This window comes from Actinomadura sp. J1-007 (assembly GCF_009793335.1).
GTDB lineage: Bacteria > Actinomycetota > Actinomycetes > Streptosporangiales > Streptosporangiaceae > Spirillospora > Spirillospora yumaensis.
In genome coordinates this window covers 1070635-1088065 of record NZ_WING01000002.1, presented here as the reverse complement: position 1 = coordinate 1088065, position 17431 = coordinate 1070635, and the positions used below count along the sequence as shown (strand labels likewise).

General features: G+C 73.4%; 15 protein-coding genes and 4 tRNA genes. 7 read left to right on the top strand and 12 right to left on the bottom strand.

The window, feature by feature from the left end:
• Positions 1 to 17 precede the first annotated feature (17 nt).
• Both GEV43_RS38890 and GEV43_RS38885 read left to right on the top strand, forming a co-directional pair.
• Positions 18 to 839: a class I SAM-dependent methyltransferase gene (locus tag GEV43_RS38890; RefSeq protein ID WP_160825649.1), complete on the top strand. Its 822-nt coding sequence runs from the start codon at positions 18 to 20 to the stop codon at positions 837 to 839.
• On the top strand, positions 836 to 2689 hold the full coding sequence (locus tag GEV43_RS38885; protein ID WP_309240167.1) for a choline/carnitine O-acyltransferase: 1854 nt from the start codon (positions 836 to 838) through the stop codon (positions 2687 to 2689). The genes GEV43_RS38890 and GEV43_RS38885 overlap by 4 nt, the downstream gene beginning before the upstream one ends.
• A 3-nt stretch (positions 2690 to 2692) precedes the next feature.
• On the opposite strand, the gene GEV43_RS38880 is transcribed toward GEV43_RS38885, so the two are convergent.
• The 4 genes from GEV43_RS38880 to GEV43_RS38865 form a co-directional block, all read right to left on the bottom strand.
• The gene (locus tag GEV43_RS38880) at positions 2693 to 3973 is read right to left on the bottom strand and encodes a glycosyltransferase family 4 protein (protein ID WP_160825647.1); all 1281 of its coding nucleotides are present in this window, start codon (positions 3971 to 3973) and stop codon (positions 2693 to 2695) included.
• Positions 3974 to 4052: 79 nt separating this feature from the next.
• Entirely contained in the window at positions 4053 to 5288 is a 1236-nt protein-coding gene (locus tag GEV43_RS38875) for an Ig-like domain-containing protein (RefSeq protein ID WP_309240166.1), read from the bottom strand.
• 183 nt (positions 5289 to 5471) lie between these two features.
• Positions 5472 to 6647 carry an Ig-like domain-containing protein gene (locus GEV43_RS38870; RefSeq protein ID WP_160825646.1) on the bottom strand — a complete coding sequence of 392 codons (1176 nt, stop codon included), beginning with the start codon at positions 6645 to 6647 and terminating at the stop codon, positions 5472 to 5474.
• Between the two features lie 200 nt (positions 6648 to 6847).
• Positions 6848 to 7552, bottom strand: coding sequence for a VC0807 family protein (locus tag GEV43_RS38865; RefSeq protein WP_309240165.1), 705 nt, complete (start codon positions 7550 to 7552; stop codon positions 6848 to 6850).
• Between the two features lie 309 nt (positions 7553 to 7861).
• On the opposite strand from GEV43_RS38865, the gene GEV43_RS38860 reads away from it, so the two are divergent.
• The gene (locus tag GEV43_RS38860) at positions 7862 to 8341 is read left to right on the top strand and encodes an SCP2 sterol-binding domain-containing protein (RefSeq protein WP_160825645.1); all 480 of its coding nucleotides are present in this window, start codon (positions 7862 to 7864) and stop codon (positions 8339 to 8341) included.
• Here the strand turns inward: GEV43_RS38860 and GEV43_RS38855 are convergent.
• The gene (locus GEV43_RS38855) at positions 8332 to 9375 is read right to left on the bottom strand and encodes a LysR family transcriptional regulator (protein WP_160825644.1); all 1044 of its coding nucleotides are present in this window, start codon (positions 9373 to 9375) and stop codon (positions 8332 to 8334) included. The two genes, GEV43_RS38860 and GEV43_RS38855, sit on opposite strands and share 10 nt — an antisense overlap.
• Before the next feature lie 140 nt (positions 9376 to 9515).
• Here GEV43_RS38855 and GEV43_RS38850 point away from each other — a divergent pair, with 140 nt between their 5' ends.
• Positions 9516 to 10859, top strand: coding sequence for a pyridoxal phosphate-dependent aminotransferase (locus GEV43_RS38850; protein ID WP_160825643.1), 1344 nt, complete (start codon positions 9516 to 9518; stop codon positions 10857 to 10859).
• A gap of 111 nt (positions 10860 to 10970) precedes the next feature.
• Here the strand turns inward: GEV43_RS38850 and GEV43_RS38845 are convergent.
• From GEV43_RS38845 to GEV43_RS38825, 5 genes are all read right to left on the bottom strand, one after another.
• Positions 10971 to 11055: transfer RNA gene (locus tag GEV43_RS38845), tRNA-Ser, on the bottom strand.
• 16 nt (positions 11056 to 11071) lie between these two features.
• A tRNA-Lys gene (locus GEV43_RS38840) sits at positions 11072 to 11143 on the bottom strand.
• An 11-nt stretch (positions 11144 to 11154) separates the two neighbouring features.
• Positions 11155 to 11225, bottom strand: a tRNA-Ala gene (locus GEV43_RS38835).
• Between the two features lie 13 nt (positions 11226 to 11238).
• Positions 11239 to 11310 (bottom strand) — tRNA-Trp (locus tag GEV43_RS38830).
• 70 nt (positions 11311 to 11380) lie between these two features.
• Positions 11381 to 11896 carry a PaaI family thioesterase gene (locus GEV43_RS38825; protein ID WP_160825642.1) on the bottom strand — a complete coding sequence of 172 codons (516 nt, stop codon included), beginning with the start codon at positions 11894 to 11896 and terminating at the stop codon, positions 11381 to 11383.
• Between the two features lie 218 nt (positions 11897 to 12114).
• Here GEV43_RS38825 and GEV43_RS38820 point away from each other — a divergent pair, with 218 nt between their 5' ends.
• Positions 12115 to 12687, top strand: a complete 573-nt coding sequence (locus GEV43_RS38820) for a hypothetical protein (RefSeq protein ID WP_160825641.1) — start codon at positions 12115 to 12117, stop codon at positions 12685 to 12687.
• A 191-nt stretch (positions 12688 to 12878) separates the two neighbouring features.
• On the opposite strand, the gene GEV43_RS38815 is transcribed toward GEV43_RS38820, so the two are convergent.
• Entirely contained in the window at positions 12879 to 14459 is a 1581-nt protein-coding gene (locus tag GEV43_RS38815) for a Na+/H+ antiporter (RefSeq protein WP_160825640.1), read from the bottom strand.
• A gap of 215 nt (positions 14460 to 14674) precedes the next feature.
• On the opposite strand from GEV43_RS38815, the gene GEV43_RS38810 reads away from it, so the two are divergent.
• Positions 14675 to 15232 carry a CGNR zinc finger domain-containing protein gene (locus GEV43_RS38810; RefSeq protein WP_160825639.1) on the top strand — a complete coding sequence of 186 codons (558 nt, stop codon included), beginning with the start codon at positions 14675 to 14677 and terminating at the stop codon, positions 15230 to 15232.
• Positions 15233 to 15295: 63 nt separating this feature from the next.
• Here the strand turns inward: GEV43_RS38810 and folP are convergent, their stop codons facing one another.
• The gene (folP, locus tag GEV43_RS38805) at positions 15296 to 16153 is read right to left on the bottom strand and encodes a dihydropteroate synthase (RefSeq protein ID WP_160825638.1); all 858 of its coding nucleotides are present in this window, start codon (positions 16151 to 16153) and stop codon (positions 15296 to 15298) included.
• 211 nt (positions 16154 to 16364) lie between these two features.
• Here folP and GEV43_RS38800 point away from each other — a divergent pair, with 211 nt between their 5' ends.
• Positions 16365 to 17399 carry a GDP-mannose 4,6-dehydratase gene (locus tag GEV43_RS38800; RefSeq protein ID WP_160826099.1) on the top strand — a complete coding sequence of 345 codons (1035 nt, stop codon included), beginning with the start codon at positions 16365 to 16367 and terminating at the stop codon, positions 17397 to 17399.
• Positions 17400 to 17431 lie beyond the last annotated feature (32 nt).

The window sequence follows — 17431 nt, the reverse complement described above, 5'->3', positions numbered from 1 at the left end:
TGAGAGGACAGACGACCATGCGCGTCGACACCACCGGGAAGATCTCGCTCGACCACATCTACACCCAGCCCGACCCGCGCGACTACTTCGGCACCCTCCGCGAACTCGGCTACACCATCCCCCAGCTCGCCAAACCCCACTTCGCCGACCTGGTCCGCGAGTTCCGCGAGGCGCGGGGCGTCCCCGTCCCGACGGTCCTCGACATCGGCTGCTCGTACGGGATCAACGCGGCGCTGGCGAAGTGCGACACGACCATGGACGCGCTGTACGAGCGGTACTGCGACCCGTCCGCCCGCACCCGCGACGACCTGCTGGAGCGCGACCGCGAGCTGGTCGGGTCGAGCGCCGCGGCGGGCGCCGTCCGCTTCGTCGGCCTCGACTCCTCCGGCCCCGCCCTCGACTACGCCCTGGACGCGGGCTTCCTCGACGCCGCCGTGCACGCCGACCTGGAGAACGACGACCCGACCGGGCCGCAGCGCGAGACGCTCGCCTCGGCCGACCTGGTCGTGTCGACCGGCTGCGTCGGCTACGTCACCGAGCGGACCATCGGCCGCGTCGTCGCGGCGCACGGCGACCGCAGGCCCTGGATGGCACACTTCGTGCTGCGGATGTTCCCGTTCGGGCCGGTCGCGGAGGTGCTGGCCGCCGCGGGCTACGAGACCGTCCGGCTCGGCGGCGCGTTCCGGCAGCGCAGGTTCGCCGACGCGCAGGAGCGGTCGCTCGTCCTGGAGAGGCTGGCGTCCGTGGGCGTGGACCCGCGGGGGCTGGAGAGCGAAGGATGGTTCTACGCGCAGCTCTTCGTCTCCCGGCCGCGCGACGGCGCGGAGCCCGGCCGGTGACGCCCCGAGTCGTCCCGCCGCCGACCACACCCACCACGAGGAATGAATTGAACAGCAGTCAAGGAACGCCGTCCACGTCCACCTTCGGCAACGAGGACGGTCTGCCCCGGGTCCCGCTGCCCACGCTCGACGAGAGCCGCGCGCGGCTCCTGGAGTGGTGCGCGCCGCTGCTCACCGCCGAGGAGCTGGCCGAGACGGAGGCCGCCGCCGCCGCGTTCGCCGCCCCGGACGGCCCCGGCCCGGTGCTGCACGCCGCGCTGGAGCGCTACGACGCGAGCGAGGGCGTCCGGAGCTGGCTCGACACGTTCTGGCCGTACCGCTACCTCGGCCGCCGCGACCGCATCGCCCTGAACGCCAACTTCTTCTTCCTGTTCAAGGACACCGGCCAGGGCCAAGTGGAACGGGCGGCGAGCCTGATCGCCGGAGCCGTCGACTACAAGGCCAGGCTGGACGGCGAGCGCGTGCCGCCGATCGTGCAGCGCGGCCGGCCGCTGTCGATGGAGCAGAACAAGTACCTGTTCTCCACCACCCGCATCCCCGGCGCGGTGCAGGACACCGTCCGCGCCCCGTACACCGACGCGTGGCCGGGGCCGTCGCGGGCGCGGCACATCGTGGTGTTCCACCGCGGCCGCGCGCACCGGATGGACGTCCTCGGCGCCGGGGGCCTCCCGCACACCGCCGACGAGCTGGAGGCGGGACTGCGGAAGATCATGCAGGGCGCCGCGGGGCGCGCCGAGCGCGACACCAGCCCCGGCCACCTCACCACCAAGGCGCGCGCCGAGTGGGCCGCCGACCGCGAGGCGCTGCTCGCCCTGCACCCCCGCAACGCCGCCGCGCTGGACGAGATCGAGACCGCGCTGTTCTGCGTGTGCCTGGAGGACCTGGTCCCGGACGGCGACCTCGCGGCGTGCGACGGGCTGCTGCACGGCGACGGCGGCGACCGCTGGTTCGACAAGGCCGTGTCGTTCGTGGTCTACGGCGACGGCACCGCCGGGATCAACGTCGAGCACTGCGGCCTGGACGGCACCACCGTGCTCAGCTTCGTGGACGCGGTGATGGCCGCCGAGCCCGAGGCCACCCCGCAGGGCGTCCCGGAGTCGGCGCCGATCGAGTTCGTGCTGAGCGACGAGCTGCGCGCCTCCATCGGCGCGGCGGCCGACGCGTTCGACGCCTACGCCGCGGCCACCGCCACCGCGACGGTGTCGTTCGACGACTTCGGCGGCGACCGGGCCAAGGCGCTGCGGACCTCGCCCGACGCGTTCGTGCAGATGGCCTACCAGCTCGCGCACAAGCGCGCCAAGGGCGTCACCGGCGCCACGTACGAGTCGATCGCCACCCGGCAGTACCGCAACGGCCGCACCGAGGCCATGCGCGTCGTCACGCCCGAGGTCCTCGCGTTCGTCGCCGCCATGGACGACCCGGGCGCGGGCGCGGCCGAACGGCTCGCGGCGTTCCGCGCGGCGGCGGACGCGCACGTGCGCCGGGCGAAGGACTGCCAGGCGGGCCGGGCGCCCGAGCAGCACCTGTGGGAGCTCCAGCTCATCCAGAAGCGGCGGGGCGCGGAGCTCGGCGTCACCGAAGAGCCCGCGCTCTACCGCAGCCCGGGGTGGGTCACGATGCGCGACGACTACCTGAGCACCAGCTCCGCGCCGTCGGTCAACATCCGCTACTTCGGCTTCGGCGCGACCAGCGACAAGTGCATCGGCGTCGCGTACGTCCTGCTCCCCGACCGGTTCAACGTCTACCTCAGCACCCCGCGGGCGGTGGCCGGGGCGATGCACGCGTTCGCCGGGCACCTGCGCACGGCCGTCCGCGAGCTCCAGGACCTGCTCGCCGCCGAGGCGCGGTAGCCCTCACAGGCCGCGCAGGACGTCCGACCAGGCCGGGCCGACGCGGTCCAGATCGTAGGCCCGGGCCGAGCGGCGCGCCTCCTCGCCGAGGCGGTCGCGCAGGCCCGGGTCCTCGATCAGCTCGCGGAGCGCGGCGGTCAGCGCGCCGACGTCGCCGGGCGGGACGAGCAGCCCGTCGCGGCCGGGCGTGATCAGCTCGGCGGGGCCGGTCGGGCAGTCGAACGCGACGACGGGCAGCCCCTTCGCCATCGCCTCCAGCACGACCATCGGCAGGCCCTCGCGGCGCGAGGACAGCGCGTAGATCGAGGCCCGCTCCATCTCGCCCGCGAGGCTCGGGGTGCGGGCGCGCAGCTCGACCCGCCCGGCGAGGCCGCGGCCGGCGATCTCGGCCTTGAGCCTCGCGTGCTGGTCGCCGCCGCCGAAGATGCGCAGCGTCCAGTCGGGGTGCTCGGCGGCGAGCGGCTCGAACGCCCGCACGAGCAGGTCGAACCCCTTCCCCCGGACGAGCCGCCCCGCGGCCAGCACCACCTTGGCCTCGCGGGGCGAGGGGCCGCCGACCAGCGCCGGGACGGCGTTCGGGATCCGGACGACCCGCGCGGGCGTGCCCGCCAGGGCCCCGGCGTAGTCGGCGCGGGTCCGTTCGGTCAGCGCGGACACCACCGCCAGCCGCGGGTACCGGCGGACGATCTCCGCGCGCAGCCGGTCGCGGTAGCCGCGCAGGTTCGCGTGGTCCTGCCCGACCGTCGCGACGGAGCGCGGGGCCAGCTCGGCGATCAGCAGGTTGAGCGACGGCCGCGTCCCGACCAGCACGTGCGGCGGCGGCCCGACGCGCAGGGCGCGCAGCAGGCACAGGTCGGTCCAGAGGTTCATCCGGCGGAACGACGCCTCGTCCACCGGGGTCAGGACGCTCGGCAGCCGCGCCAGGGCGCGCGGGACCCGCCCGCGCGGCGCGAGGCGGTCGTCGGCGACCGTCACCCTCACCCCGGCGGGCATCGGGAAGAACGGCTCGCGGCGCGCACGGAGCACGCTGAGGATCTCGATGTCGTGCTCGGCGGCGAGGTGGCCGCACAGGTTCAGGACGGTGCGGATCGTGCCGCCCGTGCCGTTCGCGTGCATGAGCAGGACCCGCACGCGCCGCCGTTCACCCGGGGGCGCCGGGGAGCGGCCCGCGCGGACGTAGGGGCGCGCCGCCCAGAGCGCGCCGCGCCGCACGGCCCAGTGCGCCGGTCTGCGGGCGCGGCGGAGCCTCGCGAGTACGGCCGGTTTTCCCGCCCCGTCGGTCATCCGGTCCCCGATCAGCCAGAAGCGCCGCCACCTCTGGCATGTTCCCACGATCGGGCGCCGCGCAACGGGGCGCGGGCGGTCAGCCGGTGGTGACGGTGCGGTCGAGGGCGCTGCCCTTGACCCACTTGCTCCACGGCATCTGGAAGTAGCTCCAGCCGTTGTCCCAGGCGAGCTTGCGCTTGCTGCCGGTGATGACGACGACGTCGCCCCGGTACGACCAGTTGTAGAACCACTGGGCGGCGGAGGGCGGCGAGTTGAGGCAGCCGTGGCTGACGTTCTGCCGGCCCTGGGCCCACGTGGTGGACGCCATCGAGTGGATGTACTCGCCGCTGTTGGAGATCCGCACCGCGAACGGGATGACTTCCTTGTAGCCGCCGTTCTTCTTGTCGTCCGGCTTGACGCCCATCCACTCCGACGTCATGATCGCCGGGTTCTCCTTGCCCATGGTGAGGTGGACGCCGCTCGTGGTGAGGAACGTGTCGACCCCGTTCACGACCCGGCCGCCGCGCCCCGCGCTGATCCCCCAGCTCTTGACCTTCTTGCCGTTGCTCTTGACGGTCAGCCGGTGGGTCTTGGTGCTCGCGGTGATGATGTGCGCGTTGCCGATCCGGAACTTCCGCGTGGTGTCGGCGACGCCGTAGGTGCGCTTGCCCGCCTTCACCCCGGCCAGCCTGGCCTTGAACGTGACGCTCTGGTTGGGCTGCCAGTACTGCCCGTTCTTGGTGCGGAAGATCACCTGGGTGTCGCTGACCCAGTACCAGGCGCCGGTCGCGGGCTTGGTGGACCTGACCTCCAGGGCGCGCTCGACGGCCTTGCGGTCGCCGACGGCGCGGTTGAACGTCACCTGGATCGGCATGCCGACGCCGACCTTCTCGTTCTGGTTGGGGGTGACGTCGGTGATCTCCAGCTTGCTCGCCGGCTTCAGCGTGCTGAACGTGCTGGACACGGTGGTCGTCTTGCCCTTGGGGCTCTTGGCGACCGCGTCCACCCGGTACTGCGAGCTCGGGCGCAGCGTGCGCGACCGCCAGCTCGTCTTGTCGGCGGACAGCGCGCCCTCCACCGGCTTGCCCTTGCGGGTGAGCGTGACCTGCTCCAGGGTGCCGCCGCTGGCCGTGACGACCACGCCCGCCTCGGGCCTGGCCTTGCCGTCGCCGTTGCCCGGGTTCACCGTCACCTGGGGGGCGTTGGCGTCGCCCTTGCCGGCGACGGTCGCGCCGTCGCCGTCCTCGCCGCTGGAACAGGCCGTCGCGAAGAGCAGCACGGCCCCCGCCAGTCCCGTGCCCGCCCGAACACCCGCGGTAACCCTCCGCTGCACCGTTCAACCTCCCCAGACCCCACCGTTACCAGGGAGACATTAGCGACAAAAGTCGTTGATGACGGCACGACCGGCGGATTCACCGGTCTCCGAGATCAAAGCGTTGCAAGCGGGCACCGACCGGCGCGGCCCGCGCGGGCCCGCGACGGGCCCCGCGGGTCGCGCCGGGGGACGGGTGCGGGGTCAGCTCAGCGCGCTGCCCTTCTTCCACTTGGACCACGGCATCTGCCAGTAGCTCCAGCCGTTGTCGGGCTCCACCTCGCGGTCGCTGCCGGTCAGCTTGAGCACGTCGCCGCGCTGCATGATGTCGTAGTACCACTTGGCGTTCGACGGGCTCAGGTTCAGGCAGCCGTGGCTGACGTTCGCGCTGCCCTGCACGCCCACCGTGGACGGCATCGAGTGCGTGTACTCGCCGCTGTTGGAGAACCGGACGCCGTAGTTGACCACGGTCTTGTAGTAGCCGGGGTCGCCGGGCTTGCGGCCGGGCGACACCATCGTCACGGGGTTCTCCTTGCCCATCAGCAGGTGGACGCCGCTGGTGGTGGTGAACTCCCGGGTCTGCCCGTTGCCCGCGCTGAACGGGATCGTGCGCAGCTTGCGGCCGTCCCGGCGGACCGTCATGTGGTGCCCGCTGATGCTGCCGGTCGTGATCTGCTTGGCGCCGATCGTGATCGTCTCGTCGACGTCCTTGGTCCCGTACGCGCCGCCGCCCGCGTTCACCCCGGCGAGCGCCGCCTGGAAGCGGATCTTCTGGTGCGGCTGCCAGTACGTCTTGGTGCGGTAGATGACCTGGTCGGACCCGACCCAGCGCCACGCGCCCTCGACCGGCTTGTCCGGCGTGACCTTCAGGGCCCGCTCCACGGCGGCCTTGTCGGTCACCGCGCGGTTGAAGCGCAGGATGATCGGCATGCCGACGCCGACCTTCTCGCCCTTGAGGTTCGGCGTCACGTCGACCACCGACAGCGTCTTGGACGGCTTCAGCGTGGTGAACCGGCTGGTCGCCGAGATCTGCTTGCCGTCGCTCTTGCCCTGCGCGGTGACGGTGTAGGTCGCGCCCGGGACGAGGGTGCGGTCCGAGCGCCACTGCTTGCGGTCGGCCGACAGCCGCCCGGTGACCGTCGCGCCCTTGCTGCCCTGGACGGTCACGTTCTCCAGCGTGCCGTCGGAGGCCCTGACCTCGATCGGCCCGTCGGGCTTCACGGAGGCCGCGCCGTTGCCCGGCGTGATCGTCACCGTGCTCTCGCGGCCGGAGGCCAGCTCTCCCTTGCCGTCGTCGCTCCCGCTGCAACCGCTCACGAGCACGAGCACCGCGCCGGCCCCGCCGGTCACCGCCAATCCGAAACGACCCTTGACGCTCACAAAATCTCCCGTATCCCCAAGATTCACCCCGTGTGCGATGAATCTATCTGACCTTGGGAGACGTACGGAACGGGAGGAAAGTTCAGGGACCGAAGGTAAAGCCGCCGGTTTCAGGCGAAAGATCCCCGAACGTCACGCGGCGAGCCCCCGGACGCGGCGCGACGGGAGCCCCGGACGCCACGCGGCGGAGGCCCGGGGCGTCAGGCGGCGAGGGCCCCGACGGCGGCGCGCTCGCGGCTGACGTGGCGCATGCAGCGCTTGAAGCCCCAGACCGAGACGCCGACCGCGGCGGCGCCGAGCGCCGCGACCGCGCCCGTGCGGACCCACAGGTACATACCGATCGACTGGTTGAACAGCATCCAGAGGCTGAGCGTGACGTTCGCGAAGAGCACCATCGACCACAGCAGCGAGATCCGCAGGAAGAACTGCCGGACCCGCGTGTGCGCCAGGAACGCCTCGGGCATCGGCACCATGTCGGTCGCGAGCTTCTGTGCGAGCGGGCGGCGCAGCGGCACCGAGGCGAGGAACGCCATGCCGACCAGGAGCGTCCCGAGCGTCGGCTGGAGGAAGTAGATCACCGCGCTGTGGGTGAACGCGGCGAGCCCGGCCCTGGCCGTGACGCCGAGCGCGGCGAGCACCAGCGTCGCCGAGATCCCGTGCCCGCGGAACAGCCGCCAGCCGAGGCCGCCGTACACCCACGCGACCGCCGCCGCCAGCCCGCCGTTCAGGCCCATGAGCGCGAACGCGGCGTAGAACACCGCGACGGGCGCGATCACGCCCTCCACGAACCGCGGCAGCGCGTGCCGCAGCAGTTCCGGGATCCTTGGCAGTTCGAACGCGTGGTGGTGCTGGTCCATCGAGCGCTGCGCCCCCGCTTCGGTGTGATCGGACTGGGAGGTGGTCACGACCCGCCCCACGGTACGTGAGGATCGAGCGTGGCCCATGCGGTTCGTCCCTCTTGGCTGGAAACCGGTGGCCGCCGGGGCCGGGGCCCCGGCCGGATGCGGCCAGCGCCGGGCCGGACGGCCCTGGCCGTGCCGCTTTTGAGCACCCGGTGATGAGAAGCGGCCCTCCGGGCGCCGTCCCGTGCTCGTTCCCGCAGGATCGGCCAGAACACCGGCCCGCGCCCCCTTGACGCTATTGGACGCCCCATTGAACAGTTCTGCTACAGGCGCCGCGGCCTCCCGGCGGGGCGCCGAGACGAGGAGGCGCGGATGGGCGGGACGACGACGCCGGAGGCCGGAGGCCAGGGCGGGCCGCAGGACATGCTGAACGCCGTCGGCACCCCCGAGGAGCTGCGGGAGCTGCTCGCGGCCGACGGGGTGGACGACGAGGTCATCACCCAGTTCGCCGCCGAGATCGGCGTGGACGCCGTGCTCGACCGGATCTTCGGCCTGATGGGCACGCGGTTCGTCCCGGAGAAGGCCGGCAAGGACGGCGGGGCGGTGCAGTGGAACATCGGCACGCCGGACGGCACCCGCACGTACCGGCTGGTGATCGCCGACGGCCGCGCCGAGGGCGGCCGGGGCGCCCCGGAACGGGCCAAGGTCGTCCTCGGCATGACCCTGCCGAACCTCCTGCGGCTCTGCGCCGGCGAGCTCAACGGCGTCACCGGCGTGATGACCGGCAAGATCAAGATCTCGGGCGACATGATGTTCGGCGCCAAGATGCAGGGCTGGTTCGACTACTCCTGAGCCCCGCCGCCCGCGGGCCGCCCGCCCGGGGACCGCCCGTCCGCAGGCCGGCCGTCCGGGGACCGCCCGTCCGGCCGGGGCCTCGGGGGGAACGGCGGCGTTCCGGCGTCGGCGATCGACTGCGCCGGATAGGGCTCTTGCGCGGCGGCGTAGATGGCGCGCAGGGTCACCGCCACCGACGGGCGGCGGACGCTCGCGGTACGCGTGACGGCGTACACCTCGCGCGCCAGCGTGCACCCCGGAATGCTCCGTACGGCCACGCCCTGGTCGCCCGCCGCCAGCGCCAGGGCCGGCACGGCGGTGATCCCTATCCCCCGCGCCACCAGGCTCAGGATCGTGTGCAGGCCCTCGAACTCCCACGGAACGGGCCGCGCGCCCCCGACGGTGTCGAGCAGCCGCTCCACGGCCTGGCGGGAGAACTCCCCCGGCGGCGCCGCCATCCAGGGCTCCTCCCGCAGCTCCTGGAGGTCCACGGGCCGTTCCGGGTCCGACATGGGGTGGGAGGCGGGGACGACCAGCACCAGCGGGTCGCGGCGCAGGTGGAAGAACTCCAGCGCGGCGGGCGACTGCTCGGGGACCTTGCCCGTCCAGTCGTCGATCAGGGCGATGTCGACCTCGCCGCTCTGCACCTGGCGCACCCCGTCCCCGGGCCGGGTCTGCCGCAGGACGAACGTCAGCCCCGGGTGGTCGGCCAGGCTGTGCGCGAGCGCCGGGGCGAACGCGACCGCCGCCGTCGGGAACGAGGTCACCACGACCCGTCCGATCGGGGTGTCGGACTGGGCGAACAGCTCCGCCTCGGCGGCCTCCACCAGGGTGAGGATCTCCTCGGCGCGGGCGGCGAGGCGGCGTCCCGCGTCGGTCAGCTCGGCGCTGCGCGCGGTGCGGTCGAGCAGCGCCACCCGCGTCTCCCGTTCCAGCGCGGCGAGCTGCTGGGACACCGCCGAGGGCGTGTAGCCGAGCGAGGCGGCGGTCGCCGCGATGCTGCCCCGGCGGGCGAACTCGGCCAGCAGGCGCAGCCTCCGAACCTCCAGCATCACTCCAGCTTACGGTCACCATCGCTGAGACTCGCTTGTGATGATGCTGAAAGCGGGCAAGCATCTAAGCGAACCCGGCCGGGTCGCCACGGGGATTCCCGCTGTCACACACCGTCATCACGCCATGCCATGGAGCATTGATGCCTGCCCAGAACCAGCCCGCCCCCGCCCGGCCCCGGCCCGTCCTCCGCCCGGTGCCCCTCTCGCCGACGCTCGCGGTGAACGAGGCGATCGCCCGCAAGCGCCGGGAGGGGATGCGGGTGCTCCCGCTCGGCTTCGGAGAGGCCGGGATACCGATACATCCGGCGCTCGCGCGCGAGCTCGCCGCGGCCACCGAGCGCGGCGGCTACGGTCCCGTCGCCGGCTCGCCGGCCCTGCGCGCCGCCGCCGCCGGCTACTGGAGCCGCCGCGGCCTGCCCACCGACCCCGCGTTCGTGGTGGCCGGGCCGGGCAGCAAACCCCTGCTGTTCGGCCTGCTCATGGCGCTCGGCGGCGACGTGGCCGTCCCGGCTCCGTCCTGGGTCAGCTACGCCGCGCAGAGCGCCCTGGTCGGCACCGAGCCGGTCCGGATCGCCACGCCGCCGGGCGAGGGCGGCGTGCCGAACCCGTCCCTGCTCGCCGACGCGGCCGTCCGCGCCCGCGCCGCGGGCCGCCCGCTGCGCGCCGTGATCGTCACGCTGCCCGACAACCCGACCGGCACGCTGGCGTCCGAGGGCACCGTCCGCCGCGTGTGCGAGGTCGCCCGCGAGCACGACCTGGTGATCGTCTCCGATCAGATCTACGCCGACCTGCTGCACGACCCGCTGGCCCGCGTCCCGTCCCCGGCCCTGTACGCGCCCGAGCGCACCGTCGTGACGACCGCGCTCAGCAAGCATCTGGCGGCGGGCGGATGGCGCCTCGGCGTGGCCCGCCTGCCCGACGGGCCGTTCGGCGCCGAGCTGCGCGCGAGCCTCCTCGGGATCGCCAGCGAGATCTGGTCGAGCCCGCCGGCGCCGATGCAGCACGCCGCCGCCTACGCGTTCGCCGAGCCGCCGGAGCTGCTGGAGCACGTGGACCGCAGCCGCCGCCTCCACGCCGCCATCGCCAACGCGGTGGCGGACCGCTTCGCCGCCGCGGGCGCGCGCGTCACCCGGCCACAAGCGGCCTTCTACGTCTACCCGGACCTCGGCCCGCTCCGCGGCGCGCTGCGGGAGGCCCACGGCGTCCGCACCTGCCCGGAGCTGACGGGCCTGCTGTTGGAACGTTACGGAGTGGGCGTCCTGCCGGGCAGCGCGTTCGGCGAGCCCGAGGACGCCCTGCGGGTGCGCGTGGCGCCGAGCCTGCTGTACGGCGAGAACGACGAGCAGCGACTCACGGCCCTGGCCGCCCCGGACCCGGCCACGGTGCCCTGGATCGCCTCGTCCCTCGACCGCCTGTCCGAAACCCTCGCCGCCCTGACCGTTAACGCCGCGTCCCCGGACCTGGCCCCGGCCGCCGCCCTCTAGGCCGCAACCGGCCACGGCGCGAGCACCGCACCGGCGGACGGCCGGCGCGGGAAAAGCGGAGAAGCCGCCGCGACCCGTTGTGCATTACGGGTCGCGGCGGCTTTCGCGGTGCGGAGGGTAAGGGAGTCGAACCCCTTCGAGTGTCACCTCGACGTCGGTTTTCGAAACCGCTGCCTTACCGTTCGGCCAACCCTCCAAGCCTTTCCCCGCAGTGCGCCGCCGGGGGCTCGAACCCCGATCCACGGATTAAGAGTCCGCTGCATTTCCCGTCATGCTCGCGGCGCGCTGTACTACGTGGACCCGCAGGGAGTCGAACCCTGGTCGGCTGCGTGCAAGGCAGTCGTGTTCCCGTTACACCACGGGCCCGTCGATCGTCCGGCAGGGGCGGTAGGAGTCGAACCTACTTTCCGCTGGTTTTGGAGACCAGCCGCCTAACCGGTGGCTCACCCCTTCGCGCTTTCCTTCCTTTCGACACGCTCAAGGATGCGCGGATCCGCGGACGGGCGCAAAAGGTTTTCCGATCAGAGGTCGGGATCGGTGTCCTTGGCGTTGGCGACCGGGCGCAGCGGGCGGCGCAGCGGGACGATCATCATGGAGAAGTCGGCGGCGGCGATGATGCGGTCCTCGGCGTCGGTGACGCGGCACTCGACGATGACGAGCTGGCGGCCGGTCTTGAGCACCTCGGCGCGGGCGAAGACCTCCTCGCCGTGCGGGCGGCCCAGGTAGCGGACGTGCAGGTCGGCGGTGACGAGGCTCTGGCGGCCGTGCTCGAAGCCGCTGCCGCGGGCGGCGGCCGTGCCGGCCGCGACGTCGATGAGCGTGGCGATCGCGCCGCCGTGCAGGTTGCCGGTGCTGTTGAACGCCTCCTCGCGCACGGGCATCGACAGCACCGCGTGCCGGGCGCCGATCTCCACGATCTCCAGTCCCAGCAGGTCGTGCAGGGGGGTCGCGTGGCGGAGCGTGGAGCGCACGAGCCGCTGCTCGTCCGGGGGCAGCTCGGCGATGCGGATCGTGCCGGACGGGTCCTGCGCTGCCATGCCGTGATCAACTCCTCCGCGAACCGCGTGAACCCGTTCATCCTAGTTACGGGCCCGACCACGGCGGATAAGGGTGGTGTAAGGTCCAACGTCGCACGGGGCGAACGACGCAAAGCGACCGGATGCAGGCCGAGCACGGCCCTGCCATGCTTCCCCGTGGTAAAACCCGAAACAGCGTGATGTCACGTATGTGATGGAAGAAGGCGAGGGGGCCCGCCATGAGGCATGCACGGGACGGGGCTGCCGCGGCGATGACCGCCGCCTCCAGGATCCTCGTCGCCCGGGGCAAGAACGAGCCGCAGGAGATGGAGAACCCGGAGGTCGCCTGGGGCCAGCGCGCCCGCGACGGGGTCTGGGTGCCGACCAAGGACGGCCAGCGGATCCACTTCGGGATCGACGTGGCCGCGGCCGACACCGTCGCGCAGGTGCTGCGGCCGAGCCTGCGGGTCTTCGTGGGCGTCGAGGTCGACACCGACATCGTCGCGCAGACGACGGCGGGCGGCATGCGCCTGCTCACGGTCATCCACGGCCCGGACGCCCCCGCGGAGTTCCGCTTCCCGATCTCGCTGGCCGACGGGCTCGCGCTGGAGGCGATGCCGTCCGGCGGGTACGACGTGGTGCACCTGCGCTACGGCGCCACCGTCGGCCGCCTCTACAACCCGTGGGCGTGCGACTCGATGTTCCGCCAGGTGAAGGCGGACTACACGCTGGACGGCTCGACGGTGACGATGCGCGTCCAGCACTCCGACGCGTTCTACCCGGTCGTCGCCGACCCCAGCTTCACCCGCTGACCCCCGGGCCTCCTCGCCGCGCCCCCGCCGCCGCACGCTCCCGGCGGCGCGCCCCCCGCCTCGCGCGTCCCCGGCGCCACCCCCCGCCGCCTTCCCGGCATCGCGCCCCCGCCGTCGCGTTCCCACCATCACCCCGCCGCCGCCTTCCCGGCATCACGCCCCCGCTGTCCCGGCATCACGCGTTCCAGGGGTCATGAGCGGGCCCGGCGGATCACGACCGGGTCCTCGAAGTCCAGCTCGCGGGTGATCTCGCGGAGCGTCTCCGCGCCGATCCTCCCCTTGCGGTAGAGCGCCGTCAGTTTGGCGCGCTGCGCCCGGACGAGCTCGGCGCGGACGCGGCGGCTGTTGGGCGGGCTCGTCCGCTCGCCGTCGTGCTCGTCCTCCTCCAGGAAGTACTGGACGCGTTCCAGCCGCAGTTCGAGCATCTGGCGGTACGCGTCGGCGGTCTGGTCGTCGAGGTCGTCGTCCTCGGCGAGCTCGTCGAGGCGGGTGAGGGCGGCCTGGAGCCCGGCCTTGCGGGCGGTCATCGCCTCCACGCGCCGCCGGTCGGACTCGATCAGCCCGAAGCGGCGCAGCAGGACGGGCAGCAGCGGCGCCTGGCCGACGAGGGTGACGAGGACGACCAGGGCGGTCAGCAGGATGAGCACGCCGCGTTCGGGGCCGACGGCGGCCGGGAGCGACAGGGCGAGCGCGAGGGAGATCGCCCCGCGCATGCCGCCGAGGCCGATCACCAGCCGCTGCCGCCGGCCGAGGCCCTGCTGGACGCGCCGGCCGCCCGGCAGCAGGTCGCCGAGCGGGCCGTTGCCGAGCTGCCAGGCGACGCGGACGCCGATGGCGACGGCGGAGACGGCGAGGGCGGTGAGCAGGATCTCGGCCCAGGAGTGGCCGCCGGGGTGGCGGAGCACCTGCCGGATCTCCAGGCCGAGCAGGACGAACAGCGCCGATTCGAGGAGGAACGTCAGGATCCGCCAGAACGCGCTGCCGACCATGCGGGACGCGGGCTGGAGCACGCCCTCTCCCCTGGTGCCGATGTAGAACCCGGCGGTGACGGTGGCGAGGACGCCGGAGAAGCCGAGGTTCTCGGCGGGGATGTAGGCGATGTACGGCGTGACGAGCGAGACGATGATCTGGCTGCTGGGGTCCTCGATGCGGCGCCGGATCCGGCGGATGACGAACCCGGCCGCCAGCCCGTACGCGACGCCGCCCGCCACGACCTGGCCGAGCCGCGCGGCGCCGTGCCCGAACGTGAAGCCGGTGGCGAGCGCCTCGGCGGCGAGGCCGAAGATGGTCAGCGCGACGCCGTCGTTGATCAGGCTCTCGCCCTCCAGGATCGTCACCATGCGGGGCGGGGCGCCGAGCCGCTGGAGCACGGAGGTGGCCGCGACCGCGTCGGTGGGGGCGACGGCGGCGCCGAACGCGAGCGCGGCGGCCCAGCCCGCGCCGGGCAGCAGCGCCCAGACGGTGGCCGCGACGGCGACCGTGGTGACGGTGGTGAGGCCGAACGCCAGGGTGAAGATGGGGACGGCGTCGGCGCGGGCCTCGCGGGGCGCGGTGAAGAACGCGGCGTGGTAGACCAGCGGCGGCAGGAACCCGAACAGCACCAGCTCGGGCGACACCTCGACCTTGGGCAGGCCGGGCACGAACCCGGCGGCGATCCCGAGGACGACGAGCAGGATCGCGTCGGGCACGCGGAGCCGCCCGGCCAGCGTCCGCGCGAGCAGCACCACCACGGCGATGACCAGGAACACGACGAGCAGCCGGTCCTCCCCCACGCCCTGATCCTCTCCAGCGCGGCGTCCCCGTACCCGCCTGCGCGACGTGATCCGCCCGACGCCGCCGCGCGCCGCGCGGGTCCCCGCGGCGGCCTGGCCGGGGTTCGCGGACGATCACGGCCGGGCGGCATAGGGTGGGAATCCTGGGTCGCGCTCCGGCCCCGGCCGCGGCGCCGGGCCCCCGGCGGCCCCGGTCCCCCGAGACTGGAGTCCTCGTGATCTTCACTCATGACACCGAGCACGCGCTCGCCACCGTCGTCGATCTGATCAACACCGGCCCCGCGGCGTCCGGCGTGGAGGGGCTGTCGGGCCTGGCGGGCCTGCACGCGTTCGTCGAGCGCAACCGGTTCAGCGACGTGGAGCGGCTCGGCGACGCCGACCTCGCCCGGGTGCTGGACCTGCGGGCCCGGTTCCACGCGGTGTTCCGCGCGACGCGGGTCCCCGAGGCGGTACGGCTGATCAACGAGATCGTCGGCGAGGTCCGCACCACCCCGCACCTGACCGACCACGACGAGCACGGCTGGCACGTGCACTTCTTCGCGCCGGGCGCGCCGATGGGCGAGCACCTGGCCGCCGACTGCGGGATGGCCCTGGCGTACGTGGTGGCGGCGGACGAGCTCGACCGGCTGCGCACGTGCGAGGCGCCCGACTGCTCGCGCGTGCTGGTCGACCTGTCGCGCAACCGCTGCCGCCGCTACTGCGACAGCCGGACGTGCGGCAACCGCATGCACGTGGCCGCCTACCGCGCCCGCCAGCGCGAGGCCGCGCACTAGAGGCCGCGGCTGAACGCCGGGCACCGGAGGCCGCGCGCCGGGCGAGCCGCCGGAGGCCGCGCGCTAGGCGAGCAGCGCCTCCACGGCGGCGAGGGCGCGGCGGGCGCCGGCGACGTCGTGGACGCGGAACACGCGGGCGCCGAGGCGGGCCGAGACGCCGAGCACGGCCATCGTGCCGACGCCGCGCTTGTCGACGGGCCGGCCGAGCGTCTCGCCGATGAAGTCCTTGTTGGACACCGCGACCAAAACCGGCCATCCGGTGGCGGCCAGCTCGTCCAGCCGGCGCGTGATCTCCAGCGAGTGCCGGGTGTTCTTGCCGAAGTCGTGGGCGGGGTCGATGAGGATCGCGTCGCGGGGGACGCCGAGCGCGGCGGCGCGCTCGGCCTCGGCGGTGACGTGCCGGACGACGTCGGCGACCACGTCGGCGTACGCGACGCGGTGCGGGCGGGTGCGGGGGGCCAGGCCGCCCGCGTGCGAGCAGACCAGGCCGATGCCGTGCGCGGCGGCGACCTCGGCGAGCCGCGGGTCGGGGCCGCCCCAGGTGTCGTTGAGCAGGTCGGCGCCCGCGGCGGCGACGGCCTCGCCGACCTCGGCCCGCCAGGTGTCCACGCTGATCGCGATGCCGGGGTGGCGCTCGCGGACGGCCGCGACGACGTCCACGACGCGGCGCAGCTCCTCGGCGACGTCGACCTCGTCGCCGGGCCCGGCCTTCACCCCGCCGATGTCGACGATGTCGGCGCCCTCGGCGACCGCGCGGTCGGCGGCGGCGAGGGCCGCGTCGAACCCGTAGGTGGCGCCCCTGTCGTAGAACGAGTCGGGGGTGCGGTTCACCACCGCCATGATCGCGAAGCGGCCGGGCTCCCGGCCGTTCAGCCGCAGCGGCGCGAGGGGCCGGGGCGAGGCGGGGGACGCGGTGCTCATAGTGACCACACGGTCGCACATCGGGGAGGCCGTACGCCAGGACATGCGGGGGGCCGCGGCCCGGATCGGGCGAAGTCGAAGCAAATTCGGTTCAAACGGAGCCCTCCCGTGTCGGTGACCGCCCCGGGTCGCTAACCTCGTCTTTCACACTCATTGCGGAGCAACCCGTAGTGGGCCCCGTCGTCCCACCCAACCAGCCATGGAGGATCCGCTGTCCAGGCGAGCACTCATCACCGGCATCACCGGGCAGGACGGCTCGTACCTCGCCGAGCATCTGCTGGAGCGTGGGTATGAGGTCTGGGGCCTGGTCCGCGGTCAGGCCAACCCGCACGTGTCGCGGCTGCGCAAGCACATCGGCGACGTCCGGATCACCACGGGCGACCTGCTCGACCAGGGCAGCCTGATCTCGGCGGTCGAACGGGTCCAGCCCGACGAGGTCTACAACCTCGGGGCCATCTCCTACGTGCCGATGTCGTGGCAGCAGGCGGAGCTGACCGCCGAGGTCACCGGGATGGGCGTGCTGCGGACGCTGGAGGCGATCCGGGTGGTGTCGGGCATCAGCCCGTCCCGCACGCCCGGACGCGCGCAGATCCGCTTCTACCAGGCGTCGTCCTCGGAGATGTTCGGGATGGTGCGCGAGACCCCGCAGAACGAGAAGACGCCGTTCCACCCGCGCAGCCCGTACGGGGTGGCGAAGAGCTACGGGCACTACATCACGCAGAACTACCGCGAGTCGTACGGGATGTTCGCGGTCAGCGGCATCCTGTTCAACCACGAGTCGCCGCGGCGCGGGGCCGAGTTCGTGACCCGCAAGGTGTCGCTCGGCGCGGCGCGGATCAAGCTCGGGCTGGCGTCCGAGCTGCGCCTGGGCAACATGGAGGCGCGCCGCGACTGGGGCTACGCGGGCGACTACGCGCGGGCGATGCGGATGATGCTGGCGCAGGACGCCCCCGAGGACTACGTGATCGGGACGGGCCAGACGCAGTCGGTCCGCGACCTGGTCGAGTTCGCGTTCGGCACCGTCGGGCTGGACTGGCGCGACCACGTCGTGCTGGACGCCAAGTACACGCGCCCGGCGGAGGTGGACCTGCTGTGCGCCGACCCGAAGAAGGCGCGCGAGCAGCTCGGCTGGGAGCCGAAGGTCGCCTTCGAGGAGCTGGTGACGATGATGGTCGAGTCCGACCTCAGGCTGCTGTCGAGGTCGGACCGGCCCGAGGACGAGCCGTTCAGCCCCGACCACTGGTGACGCGCCGCCCGGCCGCGCGGGCGTGCCGGGTG

Coding starts and splice junctions, on each gene's coding strand:
- GEV43_RS38860 (WP_160825645.1), top strand. CDS start 7,862: ATGGGCGGGACGACGACGCCGGAGGCCGGAGGCCAGGGCGGGCCGCAG.
- GEV43_RS38890 (WP_160825649.1), top strand. CDS start 18: ATGCGCGTCGACACCACCGGGAAGATCTCGCTCGACCACATCTACACC.
- GEV43_RS38880 (WP_160825647.1), bottom strand. CDS start 3,973: ATGACCGACGGGGCGGGAAAACCGGCCGTACTCGCGAGGCTCCGCCGC.
- GEV43_RS38855 (WP_160825644.1), bottom strand. CDS start 9,375: ATGCTGGAGGTTCGGAGGCTGCGCCTGCTGGCCGAGTTCGCCCGCCGG.
- folP (WP_160825638.1), bottom strand. CDS start 16,153: ATGAGCACCGCGTCCCCCGCCTCGCCCCGGCCCCTCGCGCCGCTGCGG.
- GEV43_RS38850 (WP_160825643.1), top strand. CDS start 9,516: ATGCCTGCCCAGAACCAGCCCGCCCCCGCCCGGCCCCGGCCCGTCCTC.
- GEV43_RS38825 (WP_160825642.1), bottom strand. CDS start 11,896: ATGGCAGCGCAGGACCCGTCCGGCACGATCCGCATCGCCGAGCTGCCC.
- GEV43_RS38820 (WP_160825641.1), top strand. CDS start 12,115: ATGAGGCATGCACGGGACGGGGCTGCCGCGGCGATGACCGCCGCCTCC.